This is a genomic window from Sphingomonas sp. M1-B02, assembly GCF_026167525.1.
Lineage (GTDB): Bacteria > Pseudomonadota > Alphaproteobacteria > Sphingomonadales > Sphingomonadaceae > Sphingomonas.
Map to the genome: position 1 here is coordinate 175,708 of NZ_CP110679.1, position 14,594 is coordinate 190,301.

General features: G+C 64.2%; 13 protein-coding genes and 2 tRNA genes. 8 read left to right on the plus strand and 7 right to left on the minus strand.

Features of this window, described 5'->3' with window-relative positions; translation table 11 throughout:
* Position 1: 1 nt before the first annotated feature.
* From OKW87_RS00900 to OKW87_RS00915, 4 genes are read right to left on the minus strand one after another with little or no spacing between them, the layout of a single operon-like run.
* A complete protein-coding gene (locus tag OKW87_RS00900; protein ID WP_265541514.1) occupies positions 2-742 on the minus strand; it encodes a Crp/Fnr family transcriptional regulator in 741 nt (246 codons plus the stop codon).
* Positions 739-990: a DUF6894 family protein gene (locus OKW87_RS00905; RefSeq protein WP_265541515.1), complete on the minus strand. Its 252-nt coding sequence runs from the start codon at positions 988-990 to the stop codon at positions 739-741. The genes OKW87_RS00900 and OKW87_RS00905 overlap by 4 nt, the downstream gene beginning before the upstream one ends.
* Before the next feature lie 7 nt (positions 991-997).
* Complete coding sequence (locus tag OKW87_RS00910; RefSeq protein ID WP_265541516.1) at positions 998-1,183, minus strand: hypothetical protein; 186 nt, start codon at positions 1,181-1,183, stop codon at positions 998-1,000.
* Between the two features lie 35 nt (positions 1,184-1,218).
* Positions 1,219-1,404: a hypothetical protein gene (locus OKW87_RS00915; RefSeq protein ID WP_265541517.1), complete on the minus strand. Its 186-nt coding sequence runs from the start codon at positions 1,402-1,404 to the stop codon at positions 1,219-1,221.
* A gap of 110 nt (positions 1,405-1,514) precedes the next feature.
* Between OKW87_RS00915 and OKW87_RS00920 the strand changes: the two genes are divergently transcribed.
* The 3 genes from OKW87_RS00920 to OKW87_RS00930 all read left to right on the plus strand — a co-directional run bounded on the left by OKW87_RS00920 (position 1,515) and on the right by OKW87_RS00930 (position 4,392).
* A tRNA-Leu gene (locus tag OKW87_RS00920) sits at positions 1,515-1,599 on the plus strand.
* Positions 1,600-1,663: 64 nt separating this feature from the next.
* Positions 1,664-3,322, plus strand: coding sequence for a trigger factor (gene tig, locus OKW87_RS00925; RefSeq protein ID WP_265541519.1), 1,659 nt, complete (start codon positions 1,664-1,666; stop codon positions 3,320-3,322).
* Positions 3,323-3,456: 134 nt separating this feature from the next.
* Positions 3,457-4,392, plus strand: coding sequence for a glycosyltransferase family 2 protein (locus OKW87_RS00930; protein ID WP_265541521.1), 936 nt, complete (start codon positions 3,457-3,459; stop codon positions 4,390-4,392).
* Here OKW87_RS00930 and OKW87_RS00935 read toward each other — a convergent pair.
* On the minus strand, positions 4,356-5,708 hold the full coding sequence (locus OKW87_RS00935) for a hypothetical protein (protein ID WP_265541522.1): 1,353 nt from the start codon (positions 5,706-5,708) through the stop codon (positions 4,356-4,358). The genes OKW87_RS00930 and OKW87_RS00935 overlap by 37 nt on opposite strands.
* Before the next feature lie 155 nt (positions 5,709-5,863).
* Here OKW87_RS00935 and OKW87_RS00940 point away from each other — a divergent pair, with 155 nt between their 5' ends.
* Positions 5,864-6,502: an ATP-dependent Clp protease proteolytic subunit gene (locus OKW87_RS00940; protein WP_265541523.1), complete on the plus strand. Its 639-nt coding sequence runs from the start codon at positions 5,864-5,866 to the stop codon at positions 6,500-6,502.
* A 146-nt stretch (positions 6,503-6,648) separates the two neighbouring features.
* Positions 6,649-7,917, plus strand: coding sequence for an ATP-dependent Clp protease ATP-binding subunit ClpX (gene clpX, locus OKW87_RS00945; RefSeq protein ID WP_265541524.1), 1,269 nt, complete (start codon positions 6,649-6,651; stop codon positions 7,915-7,917).
* 35 nt (positions 7,918-7,952) lie between these two features.
* On the opposite strand, the gene OKW87_RS00950 is transcribed toward clpX, so the two are convergent.
* On the minus strand, positions 7,953-9,656 hold the full coding sequence (locus tag OKW87_RS00950) for a M1 family metallopeptidase (protein ID WP_265541526.1): 1,704 nt from the start codon (positions 9,654-9,656) through the stop codon (positions 7,953-7,955).
* Positions 9,653-11,383 carry a M1 family metallopeptidase gene (locus tag OKW87_RS00955; RefSeq protein WP_265541527.1) on the minus strand — a complete coding sequence of 577 codons (1,731 nt, stop codon included), beginning with the start codon at positions 11,381-11,383 and terminating at the stop codon, positions 9,653-9,655. The genes OKW87_RS00950 and OKW87_RS00955 overlap by 4 nt, the downstream gene beginning before the upstream one ends.
* Positions 11,384-11,559: 176 nt before the next feature.
* Here OKW87_RS00955 and lon point away from each other — a divergent pair, with 176 nt between their 5' ends.
* The 3 genes from lon (at position 11,560) to OKW87_RS00970 (ending at position 14,531) form a co-directional block, all read left to right on the plus strand.
* Positions 11,560-13,956, plus strand: coding sequence for an endopeptidase La (gene lon / locus OKW87_RS00960; RefSeq protein ID WP_265541529.1), 2,397 nt, complete (start codon positions 11,560-11,562; stop codon positions 13,954-13,956).
* A 130-nt stretch (positions 13,957-14,086) separates the two neighbouring features.
* Positions 14,087-14,359, plus strand: coding sequence for an HU family DNA-binding protein (locus OKW87_RS00965; protein WP_265541530.1), 273 nt, complete (start codon positions 14,087-14,089; stop codon positions 14,357-14,359).
* 97 nt (positions 14,360-14,456) lie between these two features.
* Positions 14,457-14,531 (plus strand) — tRNA-Val (locus tag OKW87_RS00970).
* Positions 14,532-14,594: the final 63 nt, after the last annotated feature.

The following is a 14,594-nucleotide window of genomic DNA, read 5'->3' on the forward strand; positions in this document are numbered from 1 at the left end:
TTCAGCGCGGCTGCTTGTCGAGATAGAGATAGGCGGGATCGAACTCGGCCAGGCGACGCAGCTCCGGCAAGTCGAAGATCTGCACCTTGCTGCTGCGGAACTCGACCAGCTTGCGCTCGCGCAATTCCTTGAGGACGCGGTTCACGTGCACCGAGGTGAGGCCCAGGCATTCGGCGAGCTCGAGCTGGGTGATCGCCAGCGCATATTCCCGTTCGCTGGCGAGGCCGACGGTGCCCAGCCGGACCTGAAGCTCGCAGAAGAGGTGGGCGGTCCGCTCCAGCGCCGTGCGGCGGCCTAGCGACACTTCCCACTCGCGATGGATTGCCGCATCGAGATTGGTCGAGAACCACAGCATCCGCGCGAGGTGCGGATACTCTGCGGTCAGCTTCTTCAGCTTCTCATGCTCGGAAAAGGCGAACTTGCACGGCGTGAGCGTCATCAGGCCGTGATCGAGATATTTGAGGGTGAAGCTGTGGAGATCGGCAAAGTCGCCCGGAACGTGAATCTCGGTGATCTGGCGCTGGCCTTCACTCAAATCCTTGAAGCGACACATCAGGCCTTCGAGCAACAGCGTCGAGACGTTCAGATGCTGTCTGGGTCGAACGAAGGTATGATCGGCGGGGAAAGTCTGGACTTCGCCCAGCACCCCGCGCAACGCCGCTTCTTCTTCCGCGCTGATGTCGTCGCGGACTCGCAACTTCATGAGCAGGCGGTCGATCAGGTCTACCCCGGACGAACTCATATACTTCCCTGTTTGACCTCGATCGCTTCGCAAAAGGCTATTGTCAGCAGCAGGCTACCCTGTCCATCGACGATCTCGACCCGGCCGCCAAGATCGATGATGCCAGTGCGCCTTAGTTCCTCGCTGAGAATCGATCGGACCCCCAACAGTGCCTGCTCGCGCGCTGCCTCAATTGTGGCGAAATCGCATCCTTCCTCATCCCGCGCAAGTCCGATACCGTTGAAAAGATTGAGGTAAAGATGCGTCATGGCCGTCCTATTGCTGGGTGGCGTCCTGATTCTTGACTTCGCCCGCGGTGCCGCTGACGCCGTCCTCGGCGCCCGTGGGCTCCAGCGGCGAACTATCGGCGCCGCCCTTGGCGGCCTTCGCGGCATCGGCACGAGCCTCGACCACCTGCTGGATGTCCGGACGCGAGTCTTCCCGGCGATCGCTGTCGCTCATTTTGATTTCCTTTTGTTCAGTTGCGCTAAGGGGCCTCAGGCCATCGGTTGTCCGGGTGAGGTGACGGGCTCTCCGCCGGGGCCGGGCGCTGGAACGTCGATATCGGGGGCGGGCACGTCGATCTCGGGCGGCGGGCTGGTTGGCTGGCCCGGATCGGGCGAGCCGGGGAACTCGGCGGGTGGGCTGGTCGGTTCGGCGGGGATCGGGGGTTCAACGGGCATGGGACTCTCCTTCTTTCCATGCTGAACGCTGCATCCACCCTCCAAGTTGCCTGACGCCCTTGCTCCGCGACCCACGGCTGCTATAGAGCCCGCCGACCGGCGGTGCCCCTGCGGGCGTGGCGGAACTGGTAGACGCGCCAGATTTAGGTTCTGGTATCGAAAGGTGTGGGGGTTCGAGTCCCTTCGCCCGCACCAGCACCGCCGCTCTTTGATCAGCGTTCCGGCGCCGCGATCTCATTCTATTTGGAAGCTTGAACCGATGCAGACTGTCGAGACGTTGAACGAGGGCCTGAAGCGCGCCTACACGCTCAAGATCACCGCCAAGGATATCGATGCGAAGGTCGATGCCGAAGTGAAGCGCGTTGCGCCCCAGATCAAGATGCCCGGTTTCCGCCCCGGCAAGGTTCCCACCAACCTCATCCGCAAGATGCATGGCGAATCGCTGGCGCAGGACGCGCTGAACAATTCGATCCAGGAAGGCGTGCAGAAGCTGATCGCCGAGCAAAAGCTGCGCCCGGCGATGTCGCCGTCGGTGAGCCTCGAAGGCGAATATGCGATCGGCGGCGACGCCGAGGTCAAGGTCGAGCTCGAAGTGCTCCCGGACGTGCCGACGCCGTCGATCGAGGGGCTCAAGCTCGAGCGCCTGACCGTGCCCGTCACCGACGAAGCGGTCGACGAGCAGCTCAAGCAGCTTGCCGGCCAGCAGAAGGCGTGGGACGACGCTCCGGAGGGCCATGCGGCCGCCGAGGGCGACCAGGTGACGATGGATTTCGCCGGCATGTCCGAGGGCGTCGCGTTCGACGGCGGCACCGGCACCGACATGGTGGTCGAGATCGGCTCGGGCCGCCTGATCCCCGGCTTCGAAGAGCAGCTGACCGGCGTGAAGGTAGGCGACGAGAAGACGATCGACGTCACCTTCCCCGACGATTACGGCGCCAAGAATCTGGCCGGAAAGCCGGCACAGTTCGCGCTCAAGATCACCGCCGTGAAGACCGCCGGCGAGACCAAGATCGACGAGGATTTCGCCAAGGCACTGGGCCTGCAGAGCCTCGAGCAGCTTACCGGCCTCCTCAAGGGCCAGATCGAGCAGCAGCTCAACGGCCTGACCCGCACCTACATGAAGCGCAAGCTGCTCGACCAGCTCGCCGCGGGCCATGATTTCCCTGTGCCCCCCTCGATGGTGGACGCCGAGTTCGAGCAGATCTGGCAGCAGCTCGTCCACGAGACCGAGCATGAGGCCGATCCCGCCGCCGCGCTGGCCGAGCTGGAAGCCGAGCGTTCGGATTATGTCGCGATCGCCGAGCGCCGCGTGCGCCTGGGCCTGTTGCTCTCCGAGATCGGCACCGCCAACGGCGTCGAAGTGAGCCAGCAGGAAATGAACCGGCTGATCGCACAGGCTGCGCAGCAGTATAATAACGACGACCGCCAGCGCTTCATCCAATATGTCCAGCAGGACCCGATGGCAGCTGCGCAGCTTCGCGCGCCGTTGTTCGAGGACAAGGTTGTCGACTATCTGTTCGACAAGGCAGAGATCAGCGATCGCGACGTGACTCGCGAGGAGCTGGAAGCGGCAATCGAGAGCGAGGATGGTTTCGCTTCGGGCACGCATGTTCACGATCATGACCATGATCACGACCACAAGCCGAAGGCGAAGAAGGCCAAGAAGGCGGCTGCGAGCGACGAGGCCGAGGCGCCTGCCGAAGCCGCGAAGCCGGCCAAGGCTGCGAAGGCTGCCAAGCCCAAGAAGGTCGAGGCGGCCGATGTCGAGCCCGCCGCGCCGGGCGACGAACTGGTCCAGGCCGAGCCGGTGAAGAAGGCGGCGACCAAGAAGGCGCCCGCGGCGAAGGCCCCGGCCCCGGCGGAAGAAGCGCCTGCCAAGCCTGCCAAGAAGCCGGCTGCGAAGAAGAAGGCAGACTGAACCCTACCGTACCGTCACCCCGGCCTTGTGCCGGGGTCAACGGTGCCGCAAAGTCGCGTCAAGAGGGTCTAGATTTTCGTCGAGCCGCCCGGTGGACCCCGGCACAAGGCCGGGGTGACGGGCAGGGGGTAAGGTTGACCGACACGCCACGCATCGCAGTCCTTCTTCCCTGCTACAATGAGGAAGCGGCGATCGCACAGACGATCGCGGGCTTCCGCTACGCGCTCCCCGGCGCGACGATCTATGTCTACGACAATAATAGCAGCGACCGTACCATGGCAGTCGCGCGCGATGCGGGCGCGGTGGTCCGCCAGGAGCGGATGCAGGGCAAGGGCAATGTCGTGCGGCGGATGTTCGCCGACGTCGATGCCGACGTCTATGTGATGGCCGACGGCGATGCGACCTATGACCCGGCGTCCGCGGCGGCGATGGTCGAGCGGGTGCGCGAGGAGGGGCTCGACATGATCGTCGGTACCCGCGTCCACGAGGCAGTGGAGGCGTATCGCCGTGGGCATGTGCTGGGCAATCGAGTGATGACCGGGATCCTCGCGCGGCTGTTCGGGCGGAGCTTCACCGACATCTTCTCGGGCTATCGCGTCTTTTCGCGACGATTCGTGAAGAGCTTTCCGGTGCTGTCCGCGGGGTTCGAGATCGAGACCGAGATCAGCGTTCATGCGCTGGAACTCAAGATGCCGGTCGGTGAAGTGGAGACACGCTATTTCGCGCGGCCCGAGGGGTCCGAATCCAAGCTCAGCACCTATCGCGACGGCTTTCGCATCGCGCGGACGATCCTGACGCTCTATCGGATCGAGCGGCCGATGCTGTTCTTCGGGTTGATCGCGGCGCTATTCGCGCTGCTCGCGCTGGGACTAAGCGTGCCGCTGGTCGTGACCTATGCCCAGACCGGACTGGTGCCGCGTTTCCCGACTGCGATCCTGGTGACCGGACTGATGATCCTGGCGTTCCTGAACCTGTTCACCGGGCTGATCCTCGATACCGTCGTGCGGGGGCGGCGCGAGATGCGGCGGCTGGCCTATCTGAGCCAGCCGGGTCCCTTTCCGCTAATGTAGCGGAAGCCGCTGACGAGCGCCTCCACCGCCAGGAAGGCGAGCACGCCATAGACGAGATAGATGTAGCGCGGCATCGGCTGGAACAGCGCATAAGGAAGCGCGATCGTGGCGACGTAGAGCGCCAGCAGCATATAGCCGCGACGGCGGCGATAGAGGCCGATGGCGAGCCCGATCAGCCCGAACAGGTTGACCAGCGAAATCGTCCAGGCGCGGGCGTCGCGCATGCCCTCCCAGCCGGAAAAATACATCTGCCAGGCTCGCGGAAAGAAGAATTCGCGCAGATGGCGCAGCGAGAGCCTGACGAAGTCGGCGAGGTGGTCGGCTACCCAGCGCAATGTCTGCGCGCCGAGCATCCGGAAATACGCAACCTCGCCGCCGGCCGCCCGAAGCGCCTGCTGCCCCTTGCCGAGCTTTTGGTACGGGTGAATCTCGAGCAGACGATTCGCGAAGATATGTTCCTGCGCCGTGCCGGATACGGCCGCCGGGTGGTTGGCGAGCGCGAACTCCAGCCCGAAATTGCTCCGTACCAGGACCGGCTCACCCAGCATCTGCGCGTTGCGGGCCGCCCAGGGGACGAGCAGCAGCGCCAGCGCCGCCGCCGCCAGCGCCGCAAACCGAGTCCATTGCGCGAAGGGGAGCCGTCGCAGCGCGAACCATGCCCAGCAGGTATCGACGGCGAGGCCGACCGGTGGGCAATAGAAGAAGGTGAAGGCAGACAGCGCGGCGGCGAGCAGCATGCGTCGCCATCCGAAGCGCCCGTCCTCCTCATAGCGCAGGATCAGCAGGAGATTCACCGCGCCCAGGCAGAGCGCACCGGCACCCTCCCAAAAGCGGAAGTCGAGCACTTCCTGCGGCACGAACGGCGGTGCGAGGCACAGCAGCGCCAGCCCCCATCGGGTTACGCGCGCGTCGCTGTCCAGGCGCTGGAACAGCCGGTGGAGGAGAAGATATGCGGCGGCGGTCTGGAGTAGCGACCAGCCTAGAAGCAGGATCGCCGAGGCGCTGCCGATGCCGAACAGCCAGATCGGCAGTGCCGCGATCGCCGCGCTGATCGGCAGCAGATGTGCAGTCGGACCATAGCCCGAGAAATAGGGGTCGGCGATGCCCCGTCCCTGGGCGATGGCAATCGCCAGGTTGGTCGCCTCGGTAGTGCCGTAAAAGCCGTCGATCGGGCCGTTCACCTTTGCCAGCCAGACGAGCCGTAGCACGAGCCCGCCGAACAGCACGAGCCAGACGAAGCGGCGTTCGTCGCGCGATGGGTTCACAGCGGCCATCGGCGTGCTGTAGCCCGCAAATCTCGACGCGGGGTTAACCATGGCGGCGCCCTTCACGGCAGGCGCCCCGCCGCTCGCGCCGGGCGGAGCGGCCTTTTGGGTCTACCCCCTTGCGCGGCTTTGCCGGAGCGCCGATGTATGGTCCCGGGCAAAACGACAAGATGAGACTCCCCCACATGCATCCGCTTCAAGGTCAGATGACCATCGATCCCGTCACCGGCGGCCTCGTTCCCATCGTTATCGAGCAATCGAGCCGCGGCGAGCGCAGCTTCGACATCTATTCGCGCCTGCTGCGCGAACGCATCATCTTCGTCACCGGCGGCGTCGAGGACCATATGGCTTCGGTGATCACCGCCCAGCTGCTCTTCCTCGAGTCCGAGAATCCGAAGAAGGATATCTGGATGTACATCAATTCGCCGGGCGGCGTGGTGACGGCCGGCATGGCGATCCACGACACGATGCAATATATCCGTCCGCGCGTCGGCACGGTGTGTATCGGCCAGGCAGCGTCGATGGGCAGCTTCCTGCTCGCATCGGGCGAGCCGGGCCTTCGCGTGGCGCTGACCAATTCGCGCATCATGCTGCACCAGCCATCGGGCGGGGCGCAGGGCATGGCGAGCGATATCGAGATTCAGGCGAAGGAAATCCTGCGTATTCGCGCACGGATGAACGCGCTCTACGCCAAATATACCGGCCAGCCGATCGAGCGGATCGAGCAGGTGATGGATCGCGACAGCTTCTTCGAGGCGGACGAGGCCAAGGCGTTCGGCGTGGTCGACGAGGTCTATGACAAGCGGCCCCAGCCGTCCGAGGACGGCGCGGCAGCGACTGCTTAAGATTATTGGACTATGCCGTTCGGCGGAGAGTCGTCGAACGGCGCGGGCATGCGGCAGCGTGGGTCCGAATTTGATTTGCCGGATAGAAACCCGCGTGTAGGATGGTGGGTGGCGATTACGCGTCCGGCGCGTAAAGGATGGATTGAATGACCAAGCTCAGCGGCGGCGATTCCAAGAGCACGCTCTATTGCTCCTTCTGCGGCAAGTCGCAGCATGAAGTCCGCAAGCTCATCGCCGGACCGACCGTCTTCATCTGCGACGAATGCGTCGAGCTCTGCAACGACATCATCCGCGAAGAGACCAAGTCCGCCCTGGTTTCCAAGAAGGATGGCGGCGTGCCGACGCCGCAGGAAATCTGCAACGTGCTCGACGATTATGTGATCGGCCAGAAGCAGGCGAAGCGCGTGCTCTCGGTGGCGGTGCACAACCATTACAAGCGGCTCAACCATGGCGCCAAGGGCGCCGATGTCGAGCTCGCCAAGTCGAACATCCTGCTCGTGGGCCCGACCGGCTGCGGCAAGACCCTGCTCGCGCAGACGCTGGCCCGCATCCTCGACGTGCCGTTCACGATGGCCGATGCGACGACGCTGACGGAGGCTGGTTATGTCGGCGAGGATGTCGAGAACATCATCCTCAAGCTGCTCCAGGCCTCCGACTATAATGTCGAACGGGCGCAGCGCGGGATCGTCTATATCGACGAGATCGACAAGATCAGCCGCAAGGCCGAGAACCCTTCGATCACCCGCGACGTGTCAGGCGAGGGCGTGCAGCAGGCGCTGCTCAAGCTGATGGAGGGCACCACCGCTTCGGTGCCTCCGCAGGGCGGCCGCAAGCATCCGCAGCAGGAATTCCTGCAGGTGGACACGACCAATATCCTGTTCATCTGTGGCGGTGCGTTTTCCGGCCTCGAGAAGATCATCGGCGATCGCCTGCAGGGCAAGTCGATCGGTTTCGGCGCCTATGTCGCGGCCCCCGAAGAGCGGCGGACAGGCGAATTGCTGCGCCAGACGGAGCCGGAGGATCTGCTCAAGTTCGGGCTCATACCCGAGTTCGTCGGTCGTCTGCCGGTGATCGCGACGCTCGAGGATCTCGATGTCGATGCGCTGATCAAGATCCTGACCGAGCCGAAAAACGCTCTGGTGAAGCAGTATCAGAAGCTGTTCGACATGGAGCAGGTGAAGCTGGGCTTCAACGACGATGCCCTGGTCTCGATCTCCAAGCGGGCGATCGAGCGCAAGACGGGCGCGCGCGGGCTTCGCTCGATCTTGGAGGGCATCCTGCTCGACACGATGTTTGACCTGCCCGGCATGGACAGCGTCGACGAGGTTATGATCGACAAGGACGTGGTCGAGGGCCGCAAGGACCCGGTTCGCGTCTATACCAAGAAGGAAAAGGCCGGAAACGGCGCGGCCTGAAGTGCGCGCGGGTGGCCCTTTGGGCCGCCCGCTCTTCAGCCGCCCTGCCGTGACAGCGCGGCTTGATAGGCTTCCACCGCTTCGCTGCGCTTCAGGATGCGCGCCTCCGGGTCGATGACGAGGTGCGCGTCGGCGGGCACCGCGATGCTGCCGATCCCGCCGGCCATCGACACGCTTTGTAGCCTGCCGTCCACTTGTACCTCGACCGGGAGCGGGAAGGGCCTGTTGCCGGGCGCCTTCCAGCGCAGCGTGAGGCGATTGCCCGTGCGGGTCTGGATCAGCTCGGGGAGCGCCGCCTCGCGGAGGTAGACGTCGAAGAACCAGGTCAGGTCCTTGCCGGTGACCTCGTTTACGATCGCGACATATTCGGGGGTCGTGCTGAAGCGTGGCTGGAAGTTGCCGGGTGTCGGATCGGGCCGGCCATAGACCAGGCGGCGGGTGACTTCCGAAAAGTGTGCATCGCCGATCAGGCCGCGCAGCGTGTGCAGCACCCACGCGCCCTTGACGTAGATGTCGCTGGCCGGGCCGCCATGCTCTTCCTGATAGACTTCCTCTTCTGTCTTGATCCGGCCCGAGACGATCGGCGCGCGATTGGCGATCTGGTTGCGCATTTCATCGAGCATCACCGCGTAGCGCGCTTCGCCTTCGCGCCAGCGCCCGTAGAGCGGCTGCATGTAAGAGGCATAGCCTTCGTGGAGCCAATAATCGTCCCAATTGGCGGCCGACATCTGATTGCCGAACCATTCGTGGGCGAGCTCGTGCTGGAAGATCTCGTCGAAGCCGGCGGGGGTCTTCTTGTAGTTGTTGCCATAGGCGTTGATCGTCTGATGCTCCATGCCGAGATGCGGTGTCTCGACCACGCCGAGCTTCTCGTCCGACCAGGGATAGGGGCCGATCAGCTGCTCGAAGAAATCGAGCGCCGGGACGAACTCGGCGAACAGCTTCTGCGCCTGGACCTCGCGGCCGGGGAGATACCAGTAGCTGACCGGGAAGGTTGGGCCGAAGCGGCTGGTATGGGGGGCGGTGAGTTCCTTGTAGGGCGCTACGGTGAGCGCGACCGAATAGGGATTCGGGCTGCGCGCCTTCCAGTGCCAGGTCGTGCGGCCGTCGGGGAGGGTGTCGACCTTCTCGAGCAGGCCGTTGGACGGGGCGGACAGGCCCTTGGGCACGGTGATGTGGAGATCGACACGGGCGGGCTCGCCGGCGGGGAAATCGAGGCAGGGCCAGAAGAGATCGCAGCCATAGCCTTCGGACGTGGTCGCGACCCAGGGCTTGCCGTCGGGTGTCCTTGCCCAGACGATGCCGTCGTCCCACGGCGCGCGGACCGCGACGTGAGGGGTGCCGCCATAGGTGATGCGCAACACAGCGCGGGCGCCTGCCGCCAACGGGCGGAGCAGGGCGATAGCGAGGCGGCCCTCAGGGTTCGACCAACTGGTGGGGGGCAATAGTTTCCCGTCGAGGCTGATCGCTCGGACGGGGAGGTTCTTGTCGAGATCGATCAGCAGGCGGGTCTGCGGCGCCGACGTTCGCAGGGTAAGCGTCGCCACGCCCTGCAGCGTCTGCGTCTCGGGCAGTACCTCGATCGCGAGATCGACATGCTCGAGACGGAGCGCCGCGCGCTCGGGATCGATCGGGCCGCCCGAGACCTGGGTGAGCGCGGTGATCGGCGGCTCGCCCGGCTTGATCTGCGCGACCGCCGGCGTGGCGGCGGCGCAGGCGAGCAGGAGCGCGATCCTCATGGCCGCGGGCGTATCTGCTCGAGGCGATAGGCCTGAAAGGCGTCGACATTGTCCGACTGCATCAGGATTTTCGACCAGGGATCGACCACGACATGCGCGCCCTCGGGCACGGTGAGCATGTCCTTGCCGCCGGTCATCGCCAGCCGGGTGACGACGCCGTCGACCGAGACTTCGAGGGGGAGCGGGAAGGGTTTGTTGCCCAGTGTCTTCCAGCTGAGCGAAAGCGTGTTGCCCTGGCGCTTCCGGATGAGCTCGGGGAGGCCGCCTTCATAGAGATAGACGTCGAAGAACCATTGATAGTCGGTGCCGGTCGTCTGCTTTACGAAGCCGATATATTCGGGGGTGGTGCGGAACAGCGGCTTGAAATTGCCCGGCTTGGGATCGACCCGGCCATAGATTGCCAGCCGCAGCGATTCGAAGAAGGCCTTGTCGCCGATCAGGTTGCGCAGCGTGTGCAGCACCCAGCTGCCCTTGTTATAGATATCGCCGCCGCGGCCATTCTTGTCTTCATAGACATCCGACGCGGATTGCGGCTTGCCGGTGACGATCGCCGATCTGCCGCGAATGCCCGCGCGCGATTGCAGCATCATCGCGGTGTAGACGCCTTCGCCCTCGCGCCAGCGGCCGTAGAGCGGCTGCATGTAGGTGCCGGTGCCCTCGTGCAGCCAGAAATCGTCCCAATTGCTCACGGTCAGCTGGTTGGCGAACCATTCATGCGCGAATTCATGCTGGAAGAGATCGTCGAAGCCCCACTGGGTCTTGGCGTAATTGTTGCCGTAGGCGTTGATCGTCTGGTGCTCCATTCCCTTGTGCGGGGTTTCCACCACGCCGAGCTTCTGGTCTGCGAAGGGGTAGGGGCCGATCACGCTTTCGAAGAAATCGAGTGTCGGTGCGAATTCGGCGAACAGCGCCTTTGCCTTTTCGGGGTGCCCCGGGAGATGCCAGAAGAACATCGGAATTTCGTTGCCGAAGCGGCTTTTGTAAGTGCCCGAAATCTCCTCATAGGGACCGACATTGAGAGCGATGCCGTAGATCGTCGGATTGGTGACGTGCCAATCCCAGATGGTGCGGCCGTCCGCCAGGCTGCGTATGCCCTTGAACACGCCGTTCGAGGGAGCTTTCAGTCCCTTGGGCACGGTGATGTGGAGATCGATGCTGTCGGGCTCGTAGGTCGGGTAATCGATGCACGGCCAGAACAGGTCGCAGCCCTGCATCTGCACCGCGGTAGCGACCCAGGGCTTGCCGTCTTTGGTCTTCGCCCAGACGAAGCCGCCGTCCCAAGGTGCGCGGACGGCGACGTGCGGGGTGCCGGCATAGGTTATGGTGGCAACGACCTGGCGCCCTGCGGCTATGGTCTTGCCGAGTGCGATCGTCATGCGGCCCTGGGGGTTGCTCCAGGAGCCTGCGCGCAGCGGCTTTCCGTCGATCGAGACGGCGGAGACCGGAAGGTTGTTGTCGAGATCGACGACCAGGCTATTCACCGGCGACTTGGCGGTGAAGCGTAGCGTCGCCACCCCTTTTATCGATTGCGAGTCGGGGAGGACTTCGATCGCGAGATCGGCGCTGTCGAAGCGCAGCTTCCGCTGAACGGGATCGAGGGGGCCGCCGGAACTCACCGCCTGCGCCGTCAGCGGCGGCTCTCCGGGCCGGATCTGCGCGTGGGCAGGAAGGGCCAGCGTGAGAACAGTGGCAGCGAGAAGGAGATGCGAGCGTATGGGAGCCTCCATCGGGCCGGTTCGGCGGAACGTGCGTCGATGCGATCGTGGCGCACCGCTGCGGCTTCGGCAAGCCAGAGGAATTCCGCTAAACCGATACCGGGGAATTGCGTAGCGATTGATGCCGCTCGCACTTGACCCCATATATGGCGGAGACACGGCCCCCATCGGGCCGCCCTGGAGTATCCATGAAGCAGTCTTATCCCGTCCTGCCGCTTCGCGACATCGTTGTATTCCCGCACATGATCGTGCCGCTGTTCGTCGGCCGCGACAAATCGGTTGCTGCGCTCGAAGCGGCGATGGCCGACGACAAGGAGATTTTCCTCGTCGCCCAGCTCGATCCGGCCGAGGACGATCCCGGCCGCGAGGACCTGTATGATACCGGCGTCACCGCCGAGGTGTTGCAGCTGCTCAAGCTGCCCGACGGCACCGTGCGCGTGCTGGTCTCCGGCAAGGAGCGCGGCCAGCTCGAATCGGTCGACGAAGAGGGCGCGTTCCTGACCGCGACGATCAGCCCGGTCGCGGAGGCCGAGATCGAGGGCACCGAGGTTCAGGCGCTGATGCGTTCGGTGGTCGACCAGTTCGAAAATTATGCCAAGCTCAATCGCAAACTGCCCGCTGAAACCGCGGTCCAGCTAGCCGAGCTGGACGATGCGTCACGCCTGGCAGACGCGGTTGCCGCCAATATTGCGGTCAAGGTCGCCGACAAGCAGAGCCTGCTCGTCGAGAAGGATCCCCAGAAGCGGCTTGAGATGGTGTTCGCCTTCATGGAGGGCGAGCTGGGCGTGCTGCAGGTCGAGAAGAAGATCCGCAGCCGCGTCAAGCGCCAGATGGAGAAGACCCAGCGCGAATATTATCTCAACGAGCAATTGAAGGCGATTCAGCGCGAGCTGGGGAATGAGGGCGAGGAGGGCGATGGCGACGAGGTCGCCGAGCTGACCCAGAAGATCGCGACGCTCAAGCTTTCGAAGGAAGCGCGGACCAAAGCGACCGCCGAGCTCAAGAAGCTCAAGACCATGGCGCCGATGAGCGCCGAGGCGACCGTGGTTCGCAACTATCTCGACGTGCTGCTGGGGCTGCCTTGGGGCAAGAAATCGAAGCTCAAGAAGGATCTGGTCGAAGCCGAGGCCGTCCTCAACGGCGATCATTATGCGCTGGAGAAGGTCAAGGACCGGATCATCGAATATCTCGCGGTCCAGGCGCGCACGAACAAGCTGAAGGGGCCGATCCTGTGCCTCGTCGGGCCTCCGGGCGTGGGCAAGACCTCGCTGGGCAAGAGCATCGCCAAGGCGACCGGGCGCGAGTTCATCCGCCAGTCGCTGGGTGGCGTGCGCGACGAAGCCGAGATTCGCGGGCATCGCCGCACCTATATCGGCTCGCTGCCTGGCAAGATCGTGACCAACCTGCGCAAGGCGGGGACGTCCAATCCCCTGTTCCTGCTCGATGAGATCGACAAGCTCGGCCAGGATTTCCGCGGCGATCCGGCATCGGCGTTGCTCGAAGTGCTCGACCCCGAGCAGAACGGCAAGTTCCAGGACCATTATCTGGAGATCGACGTCGATCTGTCGGACATCATGTTCGTGACCACCGCGAACACGCTCAACCTGCCGCAGCCCTTGCTCGACCGGATGGAGATCATCCGGCTTGAAGGCTATACCGAGGACGAGAAGGTCGAGATTGCCGAGCGGCACCTGATCGAGAAGCAAGTGGAGGCGCACGGGCTGAAGCCGGCCGAGTTCACGCTGACGCATGAGGGCCTGCGCGCGCTGATCCAATTCTACACGCGCGAGGCTGGCGTCCGCACGCTCGAGCGCGAGATCGCGCGGCTGGCGCGCAAGGCGCTCCGCAAGATACTGGAAGGCAAGGAGACCAGCGTCACCGTCACCCCCGAGAATCTCCACGAATATGCCGGGGTGAAGAAATATCGCTACGGGATCAGCGAGGAAGAGCATCAGATCGGCGCGGTGACCGGGCTGGCCTGGACCGAAGTCGGCGGCGAATTGCTGACGATCGAGAGCGTCACCGTGCAGGGCAAGGGCGCGATCAAGACTACGGGCACGCTGGGCGACGTGATGAAGGAATCGGTCGAGACCGCGTTCAGCTTCGTGAAGGCGCGCGCGCCGACCTATGGCATCAAGCCGAGCCTGTTCCAGCGCAAGGACGTCCACGTCCATCTGCCCGAGGGCGCTGTGCCCAAGGACGGTCCGTCGGCGGGCGTCGGGCTGGTCACGGCGATCGTCTCGACGATGACCGGCGTCCCCGTGCGTCGGGATATCGCGATGACCGGCGAAGTGACGCTTCGCGGACGCGTGCTGCCGATCGGCGGGCTCAAGGAGAAGCTGCTCGCGGCGCTGCGCGGCGGCATCAAGACGGTGCTGATCCCCGAGGAGAATGAAAAGGATCTCGTCGAGATCCCGGCCAATATCCGCGACGGGCTGGAGATCATCGCGGTGAAGCATGTCGACGAAGTGCTTCGGATTGCGCTGACCGGCCCGCTCACGGCAATCGACTGGACCGATGCCGACGAGCTGGCGGCGCAGCCGCCGGTGCACGTACCGGGCATCGGGGATGCCGTTCACCATTGATTGCTCTATGCTTTTCGTCCGAATCCGGCGAAGGGTTTGACAGCGATAGCGGTCGCGTGCTGACTGGCGCGCTCGGCTTGCCGCCGCGACTCAATCCATTGCATGAATCTATCAGGGGGAATCCAGCAGCATGAACAAGCAAGAGCTGATCGGAACGGTCGCCGACACCTCCGGCCTCGGCAAGGGCGATGCCAGCAAGGCTGTGGAGGCAGTGTTCGATGCGATCTCCACCGCGCTCAAGAAGGGCGACGAAGTGCGCCTGGTGGGCTTTGGCACCTTCTCGGTCAGCAAGCGCAAGGCGTCGACCGGCCGCAACCCCCGTACCGGCGAAGAGATGACGATCAAGGCATCGAACCAGCCCAAGTTCAAGGCCGGCAAGGGCCTGAAGGACTCGGTCAACTAAGGTCCCGTGGGCCGGCAAACGGGGCTGGACAGTGTTTCCGGCTCCGCTTAAAGGCCCGCTTCCCGTTTCGGCCCTGGTCTTGCGACCGGGCCCGGATGGGCGCGTAGCTCAGTGGTAGAGCACACCCTTCACACGGGTGGGGTCGCAGGTTCAATCCCTGCCGCGCCCACCATATCAAAGGCCCGCCAAGTCCTCGACTTGGCGGGCCTTTTGCGTCTGCGTTGCTGACCGCCGG

Excerpts from the sequence above, each read along its gene's own strand:
- OKW87_RS00910 (WP_265541516.1), bottom strand. The coding sequence starts at position 1,183 with ATGAGCGACAGCGATCGCCGGGAAGACTCGCGTCCGGACATCCAGCAG.
- OKW87_RS00950 (WP_265541526.1), bottom strand. The coding sequence starts at position 9,656 with ATGAGGATCGCGCTCCTGCTCGCCTGCGCCGCCGCCACGCCGGCGGTC.
- OKW87_RS00935 (WP_265541522.1), bottom strand. The coding sequence starts at position 5,708 with ATGGTTAACCCCGCGTCGAGATTTGCGGGCTACAGCACGCCGATGGCC.
- OKW87_RS00905 (WP_265541515.1), bottom strand. The coding sequence starts at position 990 with ATGACGCATCTTTACCTCAATCTTTTCAACGGTATCGGACTTGCGCGG.
- OKW87_RS00900 (WP_265541514.1), bottom strand. The coding sequence starts at position 742 with ATGAGTTCGTCCGGGGTAGACCTGATCGACCGCCTGCTCATGAAGTTG.
- OKW87_RS00940 (WP_265541523.1), top strand. The coding sequence starts at position 5,864 with ATGACCATCGATCCCGTCACCGGCGGCCTCGTTCCCATCGTTATCGAG.
- OKW87_RS00955 (WP_265541527.1), bottom strand. The coding sequence starts at position 11,383 with ATGGAGGCTCCCATACGCTCGCATCTCCTTCTCGCTGCCACTGTTCTC.
- OKW87_RS00915 (WP_265541517.1), bottom strand. The coding sequence starts at position 1,404 with ATGCCCGTTGAACCCCCGATCCCCGCCGAACCGACCAGCCCACCCGCC.
- lon (WP_265541529.1), top strand. The coding sequence starts at position 11,560 with ATGAAGCAGTCTTATCCCGTCCTGCCGCTTCGCGACATCGTTGTATTC.
- clpX (WP_265541524.1), top strand. The coding sequence starts at position 6,649 with ATGACCAAGCTCAGCGGCGGCGATTCCAAGAGCACGCTCTATTGCTCC.
- tig (WP_265541519.1), top strand. The coding sequence starts at position 1,664 with ATGCAGACTGTCGAGACGTTGAACGAGGGCCTGAAGCGCGCCTACACG.
- OKW87_RS00965 (WP_265541530.1), top strand. The coding sequence starts at position 14,087 with ATGAACAAGCAAGAGCTGATCGGAACGGTCGCCGACACCTCCGGCCTC.